The organism is Alkalihalobacterium sp. TH-98, from assembly GCF_057473385.1.
This window is the reverse complement of the sequence record NZ_JBYCKM010000014.1, coordinates 66,847-85,003: the sequence shown is the minus strand read 5'-3', so window position 1 is coordinate 85,003 and position 18,157 is coordinate 66,847. Positions and strand designations below refer to the sequence as shown.

General features: G+C 36.1%; 13 protein-coding genes. 8 read left to right on the top strand and 5 right to left on the bottom strand.

The window, feature by feature from the left end; genetic code table 11:
• Positions 1-3 precede the first annotated feature (3 nt).
• From AC2VNP_RS06660 to glgB, 5 genes are all read right to left on the bottom strand, one after another.
• The gene (locus AC2VNP_RS06660; protein WP_486916583.1) at positions 4-2,433 is read right to left on the bottom strand and encodes a glycogen/starch/alpha-glucan phosphorylase; all 2,430 of its coding nucleotides are present in this window, start codon (positions 2,431-2,433) and stop codon (positions 4-6) included.
• Between the two features lie 12 nt (positions 2,434-2,445).
• Positions 2,446-3,870 carry a glycogen synthase GlgA gene (gene glgA, locus AC2VNP_RS06655; protein WP_486916582.1) on the bottom strand — a complete coding sequence of 475 codons (1,425 nt, stop codon included), beginning with the start codon at positions 3,868-3,870 and terminating at the stop codon, positions 2,446-2,448.
• A 73-nt stretch (positions 3,871-3,943) separates the two neighbouring features.
• Positions 3,944-5,050 (bottom strand): glucose-1-phosphate adenylyltransferase subunit GlgD, encoded by a 1,107-nt coding sequence (glgD, locus tag AC2VNP_RS06650; protein ID WP_486916581.1) that lies wholly within the window; start codon positions 5,048-5,050, stop codon positions 3,944-3,946.
• 72 nt (positions 5,051-5,122) lie between these two features.
• Positions 5,123-6,280 carry a glucose-1-phosphate adenylyltransferase gene (locus AC2VNP_RS06645; RefSeq protein WP_486916580.1) on the bottom strand — a complete coding sequence of 386 codons (1,158 nt, stop codon included), beginning with the start codon at positions 6,278-6,280 and terminating at the stop codon, positions 5,123-5,125.
• 10 nt (positions 6,281-6,290) lie between these two features.
• A complete protein-coding gene (gene glgB, locus AC2VNP_RS06640) occupies positions 6,291-8,201 on the bottom strand; it encodes a 1,4-alpha-glucan branching protein GlgB (RefSeq protein WP_486916579.1) in 1,911 nt (636 codons plus the stop codon).
• Between the two features lie 876 nt (positions 8,202-9,077).
• Between glgB and AC2VNP_RS06635 the strand changes: the two genes are divergently transcribed.
• The 8 genes from AC2VNP_RS06635 to AC2VNP_RS06600 all read left to right on the top strand — a co-directional run bounded on the left by AC2VNP_RS06635 (position 9,078) and on the right by AC2VNP_RS06600 (position 18,070).
• Positions 9,078-9,536, top strand: a complete 459-nt coding sequence (locus AC2VNP_RS06635) for a chemotaxis protein CheC (protein ID WP_486916578.1) — start codon at positions 9,078-9,080, stop codon at positions 9,534-9,536.
• Positions 9,537-10,316: 780 nt separating this feature from the next.
• Positions 10,317-11,861 carry a GNAT family N-acetyltransferase gene (locus AC2VNP_RS06630; protein ID WP_486916577.1) on the top strand — a complete coding sequence of 515 codons (1,545 nt, stop codon included), beginning with the start codon at positions 10,317-10,319 and terminating at the stop codon, positions 11,859-11,861.
• 227 nt (positions 11,862-12,088) lie between these two features.
• Positions 12,089-12,601, top strand: a complete 513-nt coding sequence (locus tag AC2VNP_RS06625) for a FixH family protein (protein WP_486916576.1) — start codon at positions 12,089-12,091, stop codon at positions 12,599-12,601.
• A gap of 69 nt (positions 12,602-12,670) precedes the next feature.
• Entirely contained in the window at positions 12,671-13,222 is a 552-nt protein-coding gene (locus tag AC2VNP_RS06620; RefSeq protein ID WP_486916604.1) for a glycerol-3-phosphate responsive antiterminator, read from the top strand.
• A gap of 299 nt (positions 13,223-13,521) precedes the next feature.
• Positions 13,522-15,267, top strand: a complete 1,746-nt coding sequence (locus tag AC2VNP_RS06615; protein WP_486916575.1) for a phospho-sugar mutase — start codon at positions 13,522-13,524, stop codon at positions 15,265-15,267.
• 175 nt (positions 15,268-15,442) lie between these two features.
• The gene (locus AC2VNP_RS06610) at positions 15,443-15,757 is read left to right on the top strand and encodes an ArsR/SmtB family transcription factor (protein WP_486916574.1); all 315 of its coding nucleotides are present in this window, start codon (positions 15,443-15,445) and stop codon (positions 15,755-15,757) included.
• Positions 15,758-15,841: 84 nt separating this feature from the next.
• Positions 15,842-16,240, top strand: a complete 399-nt coding sequence (locus AC2VNP_RS06605; protein ID WP_486916573.1) for an ArsI/CadI family heavy metal resistance metalloenzyme — start codon at positions 15,842-15,844, stop codon at positions 16,238-16,240.
• 420 nt (positions 16,241-16,660) lie between these two features.
• Entirely contained in the window at positions 16,661-18,070 is a 1,410-nt protein-coding gene (locus AC2VNP_RS06600) for a SpoVR family protein (protein ID WP_486916572.1), read from the top strand.
• Positions 18,071-18,157: the final 87 nt, after the last annotated feature.

Genomic DNA, 18,157 nt, shown 5'->3' with positions numbered 1-18,157 from the left:
CGTTTAAACGTGCACTGGACTAAGGCGCCATATCTCACTAGCATATTCGGATATTGTTCGGTCACTAGAAAATTTACCTGAGTGAGCGATATTCGTAATACTTTTCTTTAACCACGTGTTTTGATCCCGGTAATTTTGATCGACCATTTCTTGAGCCTCGATATAGCTGTCAAAGTCTTTTAATACAAAAAACTCATCATTGTTAGATAAAATATTATAGTAGATATCTTTAAATTCATATTCATCCTTATTAAAGAAGCCATTAACTAGCTGATCAAGAATGGTCCGGATCCGATGGTCTGAGTTATAAATATGTCTTGCGTTATATCCGCCAAACTGATAATAGTTTAGGACTTCCTGTGCTGTTAAGCCGAAAATAAAGATATTCTCGTCACCGACCATTTCTTTAATCTCTACGTTGGCACCATCTAATGTCCCAAGAGTTAAGGCACCATTCATCATTAATTTCATATTACCTGTTCCAGATGCTTCTTTGCTCGCTGTGGAAATTTGCTGGCTGACGTCTGCGGCAGGAATTATTTTTTCGGCAAGAGATACACTATAATTCTCAAGAAAGACGACCTTTAATTTATTGTTTACGAGTGGATCATTATTAATTAAGTTTGCTGCTGTGACAATAAGATTAATAACTTCTTTTGCGAAATAATAGCTTGGTGCTGCTTTGGCTCCAAAGATAAATGTACGAGGAGTCATATCTATGTTTGGATTTTCGCGAAGTCCATTATATAGGTGAATAATATGGAAGATATTCATCAGTTGACGCTTGTATCCATGGAGTCGTTTAATTTGGACATCAAATATAGAATGTTCGTCGACAGTAATACCGCACTGGTCTTTAATTAATCTTGCTAGTTTGCGTTTATTGTCTTGTTTCACATTTCTCACTTTCTCCTGAAGTGACGGGTCTGAAGCATATTTTAGTAAACCAATCAGTTCTTTTGGTTGGCTGATCCACCTTTTACCGATTGTATTGGTAATCAGGTCAGCTAGTTTTGGATTAGCATTCAATAACCATCGTCTGTGAGTAATTCCATTTGTCTTATTGTTATATTTGCTAGGATAAACCGTATAAAAATCTTTCATTTCTTTTTGTTTTAAAATATCGGTATGAATTTTCGCTACACCGTTTACACTGAAGCTTCCGACAATTGCTAGATGCGCCATATGTACTTGGTCATAAGCGATGATGGCCATTTGTGAAATCTTTTCACGAAGTTCAGGGAAATCAAACCATAGCATCTGACAAAAACGTTCATTTATCTCTTCAATGATCATATAAATTCGTGGAATGAGTTGTTGTACTAGGGAAACGGGCCATTTTTCCAACGCTTCACTTAAAGTCGTATGGTTGGTATAAGCAACTGTTTCTGTAGTAATCGCCCATGCTTCATCCCAACCGAAACCTTCTTCATCCATTAATATTCTCATTAACTCAGGAATAACTAAGCTTGGGTGGGTATCATTAATTTGCATTGTAATTTTGTCGGGCAGTTTTCTTAGGTCATTGTTATATTTTTCTTTAAACATTTTAATAATGCTTTGAACTCCAGCAGAAACGAGAAAATATTGTTGCTTTAACCGAAGCAGTTTTCCTTCAAAGTAGGAATCATCAGGGTATAGGAACTCAGAAATGGACTCAATAGAACGCTTATATTCTAGGTATTTGTAATAGTCGTTTCGATTAGAAGAATGGAAGTTAAAGTCGTTGGTAGTAGATTCCGCACTCCATAGGCGTAACGTATTAACCGTCTGATTTTCATAGCCGACAATTGGGACATCATAAGGTACAGCCATAACCGTTTCATAGTTCGTATGATGGAAAGTTAAACGACCATCAATAAATTCGGGGTGGACATTTCCGCCGAAGCGAACCCCAATCGCTTTGTCAGATCGACGAACTTCCCACACATAGTCTTCTTCTAACCAATAATCAGGAAGTTCAACTTGATGACCATCAATTAGTTTTTGTTGGAATAATCCATACTTATAACGAATCCCGCACCCATGGCCAGGGAGTTCTAACGACGCGAGAGAATCTAAAAAACAAGCTGCAAGCCGGCCAAGTCCGCCGTTACCAAGACCAGCATCATGCTCTTGATCGAAAATTTGTTCAGGGTCGATTCCTAGTTCTAATAATGCGTCCTTTACAGTTGTAAGTGTACCTGTATTCAGCAGATTACTTTCCAATAAACGGCCTAATAAAAATTCCATTGAAAAATAATAAACTTGTTTTTCTTCATTGTTTAAATAGTGTTTATTAGTTTCAACCCAACTTTTATTCATCTTCTCTTTTACAAGCGTTCCAATCGTCTGATAGATTTCAATGGGTGATGCTTCTTTTGCATCTTTACCGAACTTTTTTTCTAACCTTTCAATTAAAGCAACTTTAAATGACTCTTTACTAGAAAACATAATCCCCACTCCTTAAACCTCTAAGGTTTTTATATACAAATCTGTATAACGTTTGGCCGATTGTTCCCACGAGTAATTTGATTGATAAACATTTTCTAAGATCTTGGACCAGTGTTCTTTGTCTTTATAAAAACGAAGGGCCCGTTTAATCGTATATAACATGTCATGTGCATTATAATTGGTAAAACTAAAGCCATTGCCGTTATATGAAAACTCGTCGTAAGGCTGGATCGTGTCCTTAAGACCTCCGGTTTCTCTAACAATAGGTACACTTTCATATCGTAAGGCGATAAGCTGCCCTATTCCACAAGGTTCAAAGCGAGAAGGCATTAAAAATAAATCAGAAGCGGCATAAATTTTTCTAGCTAACGGTTCACTAAATGTTACACTTGTTGAGACTTTGTCTGAAAAGCGATCAGCGGCATCTCTGAACGCATGCTCAAACTCGGGATCACCAGTACCTAAAATAACGAGTTGAATATCTAATGCAAGTAATTCCTCTAAAACATGTCGAATAAGCGGAAAACCTTTTTGTTCTACAAATCTACTAACGATAGCTATCATTGGAACATCTTCAACTTTAGGAAGACCTAATTCTTCTTGAAGGAGGCGTTTATTCACCATTTTTTCAATCGGTGAATGACTATAACATTTATAAATATAAGGGTCTGTTTCAGGGTTATATTCTTCGTAATCGACGCCATTGACAATTCCATGCAAATCATCTTTTCGATGGATGAGCATACTTTCTAAATTCTCACCGAAGTATGGATATTGAATTTCTTTAGAATACGTTTCACTTACTGTAGTTAGTACGTCTGAGTGAAAAAGGGCTGCCTTCATGAAGTTAATACACCCGTTGTATTCTAACCCAAAATAATGTTCATCCGAAAAGTTAAGAAGATCATGAAAAATGGTAGCAGAAAAAATTCCTTGATACATCAAATTGTGAATTGTAAAAACAGTCTTTAATTCACGATAAAACGGTTGATATGTATACATGGTTTTAATGTAGGCAGGAATTAATCCTGTCTGCCAATCATGACAATGTAAAACGTCTGGTTTGTCTTCTAAATAAGGTAAGGAGTCAATAACGGCATGATTAAAGAAGGCGAAGCGTTCGCCATCATCATAGTGTCCATATAATCCTTTTCGTTTAAAATAGTATTCATTATCGATAAAATAATAAGTGGTGCCATTATGAACGAACTGAAGTAACCCGCAATATTGTTTTCTCCATCCGACATGAACCGTTAATGTTTTAATAAGTTTCATTTGGTCTCTATATTCTTCCGGGATGTCACTGTAATTGGGTAACATAATGGATACATTAACACCAGTTTCTTTTAAAGAGGAAGGCAGAGAGCCGATCACATCGGCTAATCCACCTGTCTTAATAAATGGTGTACATTCTGATGCAATGAAGAGTACGTTCAATTTTTCCATCTCCTTGATGATGTTTAATAAGTCTGGTCCACCTATTAAACGTAATTATAATAATGTATTTTAATTAAATGACTTTACGTTTTGCAACTACATATGGTTGTTCGCTGCAACCAACAAGTGTTCGTTCGGGTGATAACACGACATCTTTATCTAATATGACATTCTCAAGTCTGCCGTGTTCTTTAATATCACAACGTTGCATAACGATTGAATTTTTAATGACAGTTCCTTTTTCGACATGAACTCCCCGGAATAGGATGCTATTTTCAACTGTTCCTTCGATGACGCAACCATTTGCGACTAATGAGTTTTTAACAGAAGAGCCTTTTAAGTATTTGGCAGGAGGTTCATCTTTTACCTTTGTATAAATAAGGTTTTCATTAAAAAATAAGTTTCGATAAACTTTAGGGTCAAGTAAAGACATACTATGTTTATAGTAACTTTCAATCGAATTGATCACCGCTAAGTACCCATGGTAGGAATACCCCATAACTTTCAGTTGGTCTAAGTTTTGGATAATGCCATCTCTAAAGAAGTTATCCATTCGCCTTGCTATACAATGGTCAACAATATCCATGAGCAGTTTCTTATGAATAATCATCATATCTAAGGAAACAAAATGGTTGAAGTGGTCGTTAGTGACAGCGGTAATTCTTCCGGTCTCATCCATTTCTACTTTATGACATTGCTTATGTTCTTCCTCAAGGTTTGGTACAGGTTTATAGATCACGGTTACATCTGCACCTGTTTCTAAATGATATTTAAATGCATGGTTATAGTCGATATTACATACATTTTGACTACCTGTAATTAATACGTATTGAGAAATTCCTCTATCAAAAAAATCACGATTATTATGAAAGTGCTGAAGATCTCCTTGCGATATGTCAGAAGGATCATTCCAGTCAGGCGGAAGAATAAATAACCCTCCACGCTTCCGGTCTAAGTCCCAAGCGGCACCTGTGCCCAGGTGGTCCATAAGGGAACGATATTTTCTTCTTGTAAATACAGCAGTATCACTAATTTTAGCATTAGTCATGTTAGATAAGACAAAATCGATTAATCGGTATCTTCCCCCAAAAGGAACTGCAGCCCCGCAACGAAAATACGTTAATTCATTTAATAAATCTAATTCACTATCTAAGTTAATAACACCCATCATAGAATCCATTTAACATTCCCCTCTCTACTAAGACCCTCTCTACTAAGACCCTCTACTAATAAGATCCTCTCCTAAGATCTTTTATCCATTTACAACGGCAATATCTGAAAGAACGGTGTCTTTGTCTATTACTACAATTTCTTTTGGCGTACTTGGCTTAATGACAACATTATCCGGAATGATTGTACCATCATTTATAATAGCTCTCTCTATCGTTACATTCTTACCAACCGTAACATTTGGCATAATGACACTATCTTTAATTTGACTGTTTTCTTGAATTTCTACTCCATAAAAAAGGATAGAACGATAGACACTACCATAAATCAAGCAGCCTTCGTTAATCATCGAACACTCAATAGATGCTGTAGGAGCAATATATTGAGGAGGTTGATTAGGGTTTACAGAGTAGATCTTCCAATTCGGATCACTTAACTGTAGAGATGGAGAATCTCTTAATAAATCCATGTTGGCTTCCCAAAAGCTATTAACAGTTCCGACATCTTTCCAATAACCTCTAAACGGGAAGGCAACCATGTTCTTACCATCTTCGAGCATCTTTGGAATGATATCCTTTCCAAAATCATTACTCGAATATGGGTAAGTTGAATCTTCAATTAAATACGATTTTAATACTTTCCAATTGAAAATATAAATTCCCATAGAGGCCAAATTATTTTTCGGATTTTCCGGTTTTTCTTCAAAATCATTAATGATATAGTTGCTATCGGTATTCATAATTCCAAAACGACTTGCCTCATCCCAAGGAACTTCAATGACGGATATGGAAGCATCGGCATTATTTTTCTTATGGAAATCTAGCATAGCCGCATAGTTCATTTTATAAATGTGATCGCCCGAGATGATCAGTACATATTCAGGGTCGTATTGTTCAATAAAATTAATATTTTGGTAGATAGCATCTGCCGTTCCTTTATACCACGAGCCCCCAGTTTTCTCGATAAAAGGCGGTAGGGCACTTAAACCACCATTACGACGATCTAAATCCCAAGGGCTTCCAATGCCTAGGTGGGTATTTAGTGCCAAGGGCTCATATTGAGTAAGTACACCAACGGTATCTATTCCAGAATTCGTGCAATTACTAAGGGTAAAATCAATAATTCGATACTTTCCACCGAAATAAACAGCTGGTTTAGCAATCTTTTTAGTCAGAAGGCCTAATCTTTTGCCTTCCCCTCCAGCTAATAACATTCCCACACATTCTTTCTTTTGTTTCATGATTATCGCCTCACTCTCTTTCTATTTCACTATCTGTTAACTTCAAAACTAGCATAGCTAGTGGAGGAACTTTAATCGTTAAACGATAAGGTTGATTATGCCAAGTTTCTCTTTCGCTAACTAATGGTTTGTCTAAAGTTTGATTAGAACCACCAAATTCTTCGTTATCACTATTAAAAACTTCAATGTAAGTTCCCATAGAAGGAACCCCGATATGATAGTCATAACGAACGATAGGAGTAAAATTACAAACAACGATAACATAATCCTTAAAATCTTTACTTTTTCTAATGAAACTAACAATACTTTGTTCATAGTCATGTGGGTCAATCCATTCAAAACCATCATTGTGATGATCTAACTCCCATAATGACTTTTCAGATTTGTAAAAGGTGTTAAGTGATTTCATGTAGTGGGAAAATTCTTTGTGTGAAGGATATTCTAGTAGTTCCCAATCTAAGTCTTCAAGGTCTTTCCATTCATCAAATTGACCAAATTCTCCACCCATAAATAACAACTTCTTACCTGGGTGAGTCATCATATAGCCGAGGAATGCACGTAAATTGGCGAACTTTTGCCAATAATCACCCGGCATTTTATTTAGTAATGATTTTTTACCATGAACAACTTCATCATGTGATAAGGGAAGGATAAAATTCTCTGAGAAAGCATAAAAAAAAGAAAAGGTTATTAATTGATGGTGCCATTTACGATGAACAGGTTCCATTTCCATATAACGGAGCATGTCATTCATCCAGCCCATATTCCACTTATAATTAAATCCTAGTCCACCGACATATGTCGGGGCGCTGACTAATGGCCAAGAGGAGGACTCTTCTGCCATCATGTAAGTGTTAGGGAAAACTTCAAATACAGCTTCATTTAGTTTACGGAGAAATTGAATAGCCTCGATATTCTCTTCTCCACCATATTGATTAGTAATTTTATCTTCATCTTGTCTATCGAAATTTAAGTAAAGCATACTAGAAACAGCATCCACTCGGAGTCCGTCAATATGGAACATATCAAGCCAATAAAAAGCGTTCGAAATTAAAAAACTATTCACTTCAGAACGTCCAAAATCAAAGGACAGAGTTCCCCAGCCCTTTTTTTCAGCCTTCCGCTCATCAGCGTATTCATATATTGGTTCACCGTCGAATAATCGAAGTCCGTGTTCATCTTTACAAAAATGACTGGGAACCCAATCTAATAAAACACCAATTTCGTTTTGATGACATTGATCGATGAAGTACATAAAATCTTTGGGTGTCCCAAACCGACTAGTTACTGAAAAGAAGCCGGTGGACTGGTAGCCCCAAGATCGATCATAAGGATGCTCGGTAATCGGGAGAATTTCAATATGGGTATATCCCATCTCTTTTACATAATTAATCAACTCGCTAGCTAATTCTCTGTATGTATAAAATTCACCATTGTCTTTTCGTTTCCAGGAACCAAGGTGAACTTCATAGATGAGCAACGGTTCATTTAATAGATTTTTTGTTTTCTTTGCTTTTTGCCAAGCCTCATCTCCCCATCTGTAGTCATTTAAATTAGTTACAATGGAAGCAGTTTGTGGGCGGAGTTCGGAGTAGAAGGCGTATGGATCAGACTTTAGGAAAACTCCCCCATGTTTAGAGTGGATTTCATATTTGTAGATTGTTCCTTCATGTACATTTGGAATAAAGCACCACCAAATGCCGGACTCATTTATTTTATGCATAGGGTGGTTTGTTCCATTCCAATTATTAAAGTCTCCTACAACATGGACAGCTTCTGCATTAGGGGCCCAAACTGCAAAGCGCACCCCTCTTGTTCCCTCTTTTTCATATAGGTGGGCTCCAAGAGTTTTGTAGCTGTAAAAAAGGTTGCCTTGATGGAATAAATAAAGATCATATTCACTAAGATTTTCTGTTTGCAAAAGAAACCTACAACCTTTCTAAAATAAAGTTCTTAGGTTAAGCTTTCTACATTATAAAAAGAAACCCTCTTGAATTAACAGAAAGAAAATAAAATTAATGTTACAAAATCTAACAAACTTCTAGTAGTGGTGACGAGTTGAATGGAATAAAAGAAGAAAAAAATACTACATATCGTCTGAAAATAAGAGATTTTGTCGTAAAGAATAGAAAATATAGTAAAATATAACTAAACTTATAGGTTGATTTATAGGTATAAAGTATTTTAATGTTATATTTTAATAATATTATGATGTTAAAATTTTAGTAGGTGATGCTAGTGAATCATCAAATTGAGCCTTTATATGACAAAGAGATAATTTGTTTAGTATGTGGAGAAAGGTATACTACAAAACGAATTCGTACTAGGTTTATGAGGTCACAAAAATAGAAACTGTCATCTTACAGTGTCTTAAGACGATAACTGTAACTTTTATATGTACGAGGTACATGTCTTTCCAAATTGTGAAGAGTCACTCGCACAGTCTGATTTTTTGTCGGCACAAAGTTAACGGAAGTAATAGTTATTTATTTGTTGGGAGAATTGAGTCGTAGAATAGGTTCAGAAACAGAAGCGATTAAATAGTTTTCTAAAGTTATACAATATCAATGTTATAATAATGATGCAAAGGTAATAGAACTGGTGAGGGAACAATGATTTTTAATTAAAAAGCAGGAGAAAAGTTTTAGTTGTAAATAATATTTTCTAAAAAAGACACCATGTAAATTGCCTTGTATGATAAAATTGACACATGAATAAAGTTGTAGTTAATTCAGAGTGTTGTACTTATATCATATCATTTAATTTTAATTAGCTACTATAGTATGTGGAGGCTATTATGAATGTAAATCACGTGAATGCAATTTGTCGCGCAACGCAAACTATCTTACAAAGTCACTTTGGCATAGAAGTTACACCTTTAAAACCGTCAGCTGGAAAAGGTCCGGTTCCTTCTAACCATGTTTCAGTCATCTTAGGTGTGAGTGGCCAGTTGAATGGGCAAATTATTTGTTCATTTTCTGATAACACAGCGAAGGGAATTGTCGGTGTGATGATGGGCGGGATCGATGTAGAAACATTAGATGATATAGGTTGGAGCGCTGTGCAAGAGTTTGGAAATTGGGTGGCAGGGACAACGGCAACGGAGCTGTCTAAAGAAAATTGTATTATTGACGTCACGCCTCCTATCGTAAACGAAGGGGCTTCAAAATACCATTCAAATAAAACATTTATAAGCATTCCATTAGATAGTCAAATCGGAATGATTGAGGTACATATTTCAGTTTCAGATCAATAAAAGGTTTTTACGAAGTAATCTTAATAGCCGTTAGCCGTTATTGAAAAACACAAGCAGCAGAAGAACTTTTTTCTGCTACTTGTGTTTTTGTTTTGCTATGGCTTTATTTGCTTGTATAGGCCAGCCGATTGTTTATTTTGACTGGAATGGTGTGCGCTGGAGGGAAAAGCTAGGAGAAAGCGTGAACGAAAAGCGTGGCTTAGTGAGTGGAAGAGGAAAAAACTAGGAGAAAGCATGAACGAAAAGCACGGAATGATGAGCGGTGGAGGGAAAAACTAGGAGAAAGCGTGAACGAAAAGAGCGGAATGATGAGCGGTGGAGGGAAAAATTAGGAGAAAGCGTGAACGAAAAGAGCGGAATGATGAGCGGTGGAGGAAGATACTAGGAGAAAGCGTGAACGAAAAGAGTGGAATGATGAGCGGTGGAGGGGAAAATTAGGAGAAAGCGTGAACGGAAAGAGCGGAATGATGAGCGGTGGAGGGAAAAACTAGGAGAAAGCGTGAACGAAAAGAGCGGAATGATGAGCGGTAGAAGAAAAAACTAGGAGAAATCCTTAATGTATTATTAATAATCCCGCTTATTATCTGAGGATTATAAGTCCGAACCAGGAGTAGGAGAAAGGACGTTAACTAACAAACGTAAGTAAACTTAAATACTCGAAGAAGATGATTTTGTTTAATTGTTCATATTATAGGGGATAGGTTGTTATTAGTTGTTGAAAGGGCCTGGTTAAGGGTACACTTCATAATATAGTTGATTAGGAAAAAAGGAGTTGTAGGCATGACAAAAATAGATGTTTCAAAATTTGAGAAAAAGATAGAAATTAGAAATATCAAGAGAAAAGATTTTAATGAAATTATGGCACTACAGAAACTTTGTTTTCCTAATATGGAACCGTGGGAAATTGAACACTTAGAAAGCCATATTCGTGTTTTTCCTGAAGGACAGTTTGTTGTAGAATATGATGGGAAAATTATAGGTTCATGTTCGAGTTTAGTAATCAATTTTGATGAATACGATGATCAGCATACGTGGGATGAAATTACGGATAAGGGATATATAACGAACCATAATCCTGATGGGTATAACTTATACGGTATTGAGGTTATGGTGCATCCAGATTATCGAAGAATGAAAATTGGAAAAAGGCTGTATGAGGCAAGAAAAGAATTAGCAAGAAGCCTTAATTTGAAAAGTATGATTATTGGCGGGAGAATTCCTAATTATTATAAACACGCAACGAAATATACGCCTCGTGAGTATGTCGAACAAGTGATGTTACATAATATTTATGATCCAGTTCTAACTTTCCAAGTGATGAATGGATTTACACTTAAACGAATTAATCCGAATTATTTACAAGATGATAAGGCATCGATGAGATATGCGACGTTAATGGAATGGAATAACATCGATTTTCAACCGAAGAGTAAAAGGCATTTTAGAACGTCGTTTCCTGTGCGGATAACGACTATCCAATATATGATGAAAAGAATAGATTCATTTGAAGAGTTTGCTACGCAATGTGAATACTACACGGATGTAGCTGCAGGTTATGGATCTGATTTTGCAGTGTTCCCTGAGATTTTTACCACCCAGCTGTTATCATTCCTACCTGAAAAAAGTCCGAGTCAAGCGATCAGACGCTTAACTGAATATACAGAAGACTATATAAAATTGTTTACCAATTTAGCTGTAAAGTACAATGTTAATATCATTGGTGGTTCCCACTTTGTGGAGGAAGAAAATAAAATTTATAATATTGCCTACTTGTTCAGAAGAGATGGAACGATTGAAAAGCAATATAAAATTCATATCACTCCAAATGAACGTAAGTGGTGGGGGATCAGTCCAGGTGATGAAATCAAAGTTTTTGATACCGACTGTGGGAAGATAGCTATTCAAATTTGTTATGACGTAGAGTTCCCAGAACTCGGACGAATCGCTGTAGATAAAGGAGCAAATATAATCTTTACGCCATTTTGTACAGATGAACGACAAGGCTATTTAAGAGTTCGTTATTGTGCGCAAGCACGTGCGATTGAAAACGAAGTTTATACTGTTATTTCGGGTACAGTTGGCAACCTTCCACAAGTTGAAAATATGGATATCCAATATGCTCAATCAGGAATTTTCACACCTTCTGACTTTGAATTTCCACGCGATGCTATTGTTGGTGAATGTCACCCTAATATAGACACCGTAGTTGTTGGGGATGTTGATCTTGAAATATTGCGTCGACACAGACGTAGCGGGAGTGTAAATCAATTACGTGATCGAAGAAAAGATCTATATGAGATTAATTACAAACTAGAAGGAAAATAAATGATTGTGAAGAGAGGCCGTTCAAATGGATCAATAAGATCTTTTCGAACGGTCTTTTTTTCTGTAGGGTGGATCAGGTTTTTGATGCTAGTTGAATGTGAACATATCACGAGAAGTGTTTGCCTTATACGTCTGGGTTGTAATTGCATAAATGCATAGAAACGAAATGATTTACCATTATGAGTTTAATTCATTCTTTCGTTGGAAAAGCTGTGATGAGAGAAAGGATGAGCAATTTGAATTTAGAAAAAGTAGTTGTAAAACGATCTGTTATGACCATCTTTATAGCTATGTCTTTTTTAATTATTACAGGATTACTAAGTTATGCTCTCTTGTTTCGTGAAAATCTTGTTACGGATTGGTACATGGAAGTTGTCGGAAGTGAAAATATTATTTCAGCAGGGGCCACGAATGATCTTCATATTTTTCTGTACGATGAGGAAGGAAATCCAATAAAGAATGCTAATGTTAAAGTAATATTAGACATGCCAGAAATGGTTCATTATATAAAGAAGCCGATGCGTCATGTGGAGAATGGCTTATATGAAGTTGAAATCTTATTGTCTATGGGTGGAACGTGGATTGGTTGGTTAGAGGCAAAGCGCGGTAGTGAGACATACATCAACCAGTTTTTACTTCAATCGGATGGTAAGGTTATGTCCAATGATTTTCGTGACCCAAAAGACCACTTTCATTTAGAACAACCACTTCCTCCTACTATTCAACAACAGTTAGATTAACTGTTCATACGTTATTGACAAGCAGAACATCTACTGCTTAAATGACGTATTAGAGGAGGATGACATGTGATGGAAAGTTTTAATGGACAAAAAATCTTACCGGCTGCAAGAGATATTAAACAATTAGAGAAATTGTTAGAAAGTCAGTTCACATATATTATTTTATTAAATAGTCATATTGGTCAGTTGAGGAGTCTGAACCGATTGGCCAAAACTAAAAATAAACAATTGCTTTTGCATGCGGATTTAGTTCAAGGACTTAAAAATGATGAATATGCTGCCCAATTTTTATGTCAGGACATTCGGCCTGCAGGCTTAATTTCAACGAGGAAAAGTGTGGTACTATCAGCAAAAAAGAGTGGGTTAATTGCAATTCAACGATTATTTTTACTAGACAGTATTGCACTTGAAACGAGTTATAAATTATTAGGAGTAACAAAACCTGATTTTATTGAGGTCCTTCCAGGTGTAATGCCGCATATTATAACTGAAGTTTTTGAAGAAACCAAAATACCAATTATAGCAGGTGGACTTATCCGAAAAAAAGAGGAAGTTGATCATGCAATCAAGGCCGGTGCAGTGGCAGTGACTACTTCGAGGGAATTTTTGTGGAAATATTAGGTTGTTTTTAATGGTACATATGGTAAAGAAAAGGCTAGAAAAAAATTTTTTTCTGGCTTTTTTACTATGTGACTGCCACTTACATTATGGTCTTTTGAAATATACATTCCATCAATAGAACATACCGAACGATGACATGTGTCTAATACTTATCTTATTTTGTAATATGTAGGGAAGTTATGTCTTTATTTTTTACATAAAATTAGCAATGTGTTGGCAGGAATGGTAAAGTATTTAGGGAAATAAATAAGTGTTTACTATTAATTAAGTAAGGTTTTGTAGAGGATAAGGAGGATACTATGGTGTGGAAACAAGCTTATAGTAGATGGGTAGGTTTTGGTGGCTTAGAAGCAGAATTAAAAGAGGCATTGGAGGCTTTAAAGAATGATGATGTTCGCCTAGAAGATTGCTTTTATAAAGGACTAGAGTTTGGTACAGGGGGAATGAGAGGAGAAATTGGCCCTGGACCTAACCGGATGAATACATATACAATTCGTAAAGCCTCTGAAGGTTTTGCTCAATATATTTCTGAGTTTGGAGAAGATGCAAAAAAGCAAGGTGTTGTTATTGCTTATGACTGCAGGCACAAATCACCTGAATTTGCTAAAGAAGCAGCGTTAACGCTTGGAAAGCACGGGATTCAAACGTATTTATTCCGTGATTTACGTCCTACTCCAGAATTATCATTTGCTGTTCGAACTTTAAAAGCATTTGGAGGAATTGTAATTACCGCGAGTCATAACCCGCCAGAATATAATGGTTATAAAGTTTATGGTCCAGATGGTTGCCAACTTCCACCGGGTCCTGCGAATACTCTCATCGAAAAGGTTAATGAGGTCGAAGATGAATTATTAATAGAAGTAGCAGATGAAAACGAGTTAAAAGCAGCTCAACTTTTAAAAGTGATTGGTGAAGAAATCGATTTGGCTTATAATGACGAGCTTCAAACGATTATTGTTAATCCTGAGATGGTGGTTGAGAAAGGAAATAATGTAAACATTGTGTTTACACCATTGCACGGTACAGCAAATATTCCAGTTCGTCGTGTACTTGAAACATCTGGTTTTAAAAATGTAGTAGTTGTAAAAGAACAGGAACTGCCTGACCCGAATTTTTCAACGGTTAAATCACCAAATCCAGAGGAGCATGCAGCTTTTGAACTTGCTATTAAATATGGCAATAAACACGATGCTGATGTGCTAATTGCAACAGACCCTGATGCTGACCGAGTAGGGATTGCTGCAAGAAATGAACAAGGTGAATATGTTGTACTGACAGGGAATCAAACAGGTGCATTAATGCTGGAATATATTCTTTCACAAAGAAAAGAACAAGGAAAGATCCCTGAAAATGGAGTAGTTCTAAAGACAATTGTTACTTCTGAATTAGGTAGAGTAATTGCAGAACAATATGGGCTTGAAGCAGTCGATACACTGACAGGCTTTAAATTTATCGGTGAAAAAATAAAGGAATATGAAGAAACAGGATCTAAAACCTTCTTATTCGGTTATGAAGAGAGCTACGGTTATTTGGTTGGAGACTTTGTTCGTGATAAAGACGCCGTTCAAGCTTGTTTGTTAGCAGCAGAAATGGCAACATACTACAAGTCTCGTGGAATGAGTTTGTACGACGGTTTAATGGAAGTATTCTCTAAATATGGTTTTTATCAAGAAGGATTAGAATCACTAACGCTCAAAGGAAAAGCGGGAGTGGAACAAATCCAGTCGATCCTCGCTCATTTTAGAGCAAATCCGCTTCATGAAATTGGCGGAATGAAGGTTACTGTAGCTGAAGATTATCACTCACAGGAACGGTCCTTCCTAGTAGAAAATCGTAAAGAAGCATTGACACTGCCAGTTTCAAATGTTTTAAAGTATACGCTAGAAGATGGTTCTTGGGTTTGTATGCGACCATCGGGTACAGAACCAAAAATTAAATTCTATTTTAGTGTGAAAAGACCAACCCTTGTTGAAAGCCAAACTTGGTTATCAGAACTAAAGCAAGACTTAATGAGTAAAATTAATGATCTTTTGAAGCAAGCGTAATGTGTGAGGGTGGATTGTAATAAGTCCACCCTCATGCTTTTTTGTATATCTGTTATAAAAACTGAAAACAATGTCGAAAACTTAAATCAAAAAAAATTGATATATTTGTTGTCAAAAGAAGAAGATCGGTATAAAATAGGATTAACAAGATGACAATATTTGGTGGTGAACATGAATGAAAGAAATTCCACTAATAGACGTTAACTTAAATAAGACGTTTGAGGAATATGAAAGTAAGTTTAAAGCGTTGGCCGATAAAAAACGGCTTGAAATTATGTATGAGTTGACACAGCGGGGAAAAGTTTGTGTATGTGACTTATGTGAGATCTTTCAGATGCCACAATCAAAAATCTCTTATCATTTAAAAATTCTTTTAAGTGCTGGTTTAATTAAGAAAGAAACAAAAGGGACTTGGAGTTATTATATGTTAAATGATGAACAGGTGAACCATCTTCTATCCGAACAATTATGTTGTTTGTTTCGAGGCTGATTGTTTTCATTCAGTCTTGATCATTTATAAATCAATTTTTTTTGTTTTAAATATCAACTTTTTTTGATCAAAGGAGAGATTGGAATGAACATTCACGTGGGTTTAAATGTAACAAATTTAGGTATGTCCATTGATTTTTACTCAAAGCTTTTTGGAGCACAGCCAGTTAAAATAAAAGAGAATTATGCGAAGTATTTAATCCCTGATCTTTCATTAAACTTTACGTTAAATGTACAGGCGACCGTCGAGGGAAATCAAATTAATCATTTTGGTATCCAAGTAGACCAACTAGAAGATATTGATAGGCATAGAGATCGTATGACTGATCATGGAAATGAAACAAGAGAAGAAACAAACACCGTTTGTTGCTATGCAAGACAAGATAAATTTTGGATTTCTGACCCAGACGGAAATGAGTGGGAATTCTTTTACACGTGGGAAGATGCAGAAAGAGAAACTGAACCGAATACATGTTGCTCGTGAAGGGAGGTTGTTAAATCATGATAAATGAACTGGCATATCGGGCTACTATTCAATATAAGCAAGAGGTTATTAAGAAAAACTTTAATGAAGTTCATCGTAAAGTTAGTGGTAATGAGAAAAAAAAGGTCACTGTATTTAAACGATTAGTAAGTTTTTTTGCAAAGAGAAGAAAAATAGAGGTACAAAAACCTTGTTGCAACATAACGTGTTGCGCATCTTAATCAATAACAGACAGTAATACAGACAAAAGAGCAACAACCTAAAATTATGGTTGCTGCTCTTTTTGATGCACTGCATTAAAGATGTAAAGAATTAAAGGTGCCAGGTACCTCTTTAGGGTACCTGGCACCATAAAAAGGTCATCATTTGCTTGTTTTTCTCATAAATTGTTATAACCGGAAGACTAGAGGAGGGTCGTCTATGTTACCGCATGAACAGAAAGAGTTAGAATATGCAATTGAGGAAATCACTGAGATTGCTCAAGGGTTTGGCTTAGATTTCTTCCCAATGCGATATGAAGTTTGTCCTGCAGATATTATTTATACGTTTGGTGCTTACGGGATGCCAACGAGATTTTCCCACTGGAGTTTCGGAAAACAATTCCACAAAATGAAGCTGCAATATGATTTAGGTTTAAGTAAAATTTATGAGTTGGTCATTAATTCAGACCCTTGTTATGCCTTTTTACTCGACTCCAACACACTCATCCAAAATAAGCTGATCGTTGCCCACGTTTTGGCCCATTGTGATTTTTTTAAGAACAATGTCCGTTTTTCCAACACGAGACGAGATATGGTAGAGAGTATGAGTGCGACCGCTGAAAGAATTTATCGTTATGAAATGATCCATGGCAGGGAAGAAGTTGAGAAATTCTTAGATGCGATATTAGCGATTCAAGAACATATTGACCCCAGTATTTTACGTTCTAAATTAGCTTGGTCGATGGAAGAAGAGGAAGAAGAAGTCCCGAAGTCAACTTCACCATATGATGATTTGTGGGACCTAGGCAGTAACAAACCAGCTGAACCTAAAAAGAAAAAGAAGAAAAAATTCCCGCCAAAACCAGAAAAGGATTTATTGTTATTTATTGAAGAATATAGCCGTGAACTTGAGCCGTGGCAAAGAGATATCCTTACAATGATGCGTGAAGAAATGCTTTATTTCTGGCCGCAACTAGAAACAAAAATCATGAATGAAGGTTGGGCGTCGTACTGGCATATACGAATTATGCGTGAACTTTCACTAACAACCGATGAAGCCATCGAATATGCTAAGTTAAACTCCGGTGTGGTTCAACCATCAAAGACGAGCATCAATCCATATTATCTCGGTCTTAAAATTTTTGAAGATATTGAAGAGAGATATAACAATCCAACGAAGGATATGAAAGAACGACAAGGTGTGAAACCTGGCAGCGGTAGAGAGAAAATCTATGAAGTACGAGAAATAGAGTCCGATATTTCGTTTATTCGAAATTACTTGACGAAGGACCTTGTTAATCGTGAAGACTTATTCCTATTCCAAAAGCAAGGCTCAGATTATAAGGTCGTTGATAAAGAGTGGGAAAATATTCGTGATCAACTCGTTCAATCCCGAGTAAATGGGGGATTCCCGTATTTAACAGTGACGGACGGTGACTATTTAAAAAATGGGGAATTGTATATTACTCACCATTACGAAGGTACGGAATTAGACGTAGGGTATTTGGAGAAGGTTATGCCCTATATTCACCAGTTATGGGGCCGTTCCACTCATATGGAAACTGTTATTAATGAAAAGAAAATTGTTTTTACGTACGATGGGAAGAAAATGCATCGAAAATATTTATAGAGAGATTGATAGTTTCAGATAAACCAAATTTAATTTTGTAAAGCCTGTACGGTTAAGTGCAGGTTTTTTTATACATTAAGATATCGA

Coding starts and splice junctions, on each gene's coding strand:
- AC2VNP_RS06635 (WP_486916578.1), top strand. CDS start 9,078: ATGAATGTAAATCACGTGAATGCAATTTGTCGCGCAACGCAAACTATC.
- AC2VNP_RS06620 (WP_486916604.1), top strand. CDS start 12,671: ATGGAAAGTTTTAATGGACAAAAAATCTTACCGGCTGCAAGAGATATT.
- AC2VNP_RS06625 (WP_486916576.1), top strand. CDS start 12,089: ATGAGCAATTTGAATTTAGAAAAAGTAGTTGTAAAACGATCTGTTATG.
- AC2VNP_RS06600 (WP_486916572.1), top strand. CDS start 16,661: ATGTTACCGCATGAACAGAAAGAGTTAGAATATGCAATTGAGGAAATC.
- AC2VNP_RS06660 (WP_486916583.1), bottom strand. CDS start 2,433: ATGTTTTCTAGTAAAGAGTCATTTAAAGTTGCTTTAATTGAAAGGTTA.
- glgD (WP_486916581.1), bottom strand. CDS start 5,050: ATGGATTCTATGATGGGTGTTATTAACTTAGATAGTGAATTAGATTTA.
- AC2VNP_RS06630 (WP_486916577.1), top strand. CDS start 10,317: ATGACAAAAATAGATGTTTCAAAATTTGAGAAAAAGATAGAAATTAGA.
- AC2VNP_RS06610 (WP_486916574.1), top strand. CDS start 15,443: ATGAAAGAAATTCCACTAATAGACGTTAACTTAAATAAGACGTTTGAG.
- AC2VNP_RS06615 (WP_486916575.1), top strand. CDS start 13,522: ATGGTGTGGAAACAAGCTTATAGTAGATGGGTAGGTTTTGGTGGCTTA.
- AC2VNP_RS06645 (WP_486916580.1), bottom strand. CDS start 6,280: ATGAAACAAAAGAAAGAATGTGTGGGAATGTTATTAGCTGGAGGGGAA.
- AC2VNP_RS06605 (WP_486916573.1), top strand. CDS start 15,842: ATGAACATTCACGTGGGTTTAAATGTAACAAATTTAGGTATGTCCATT.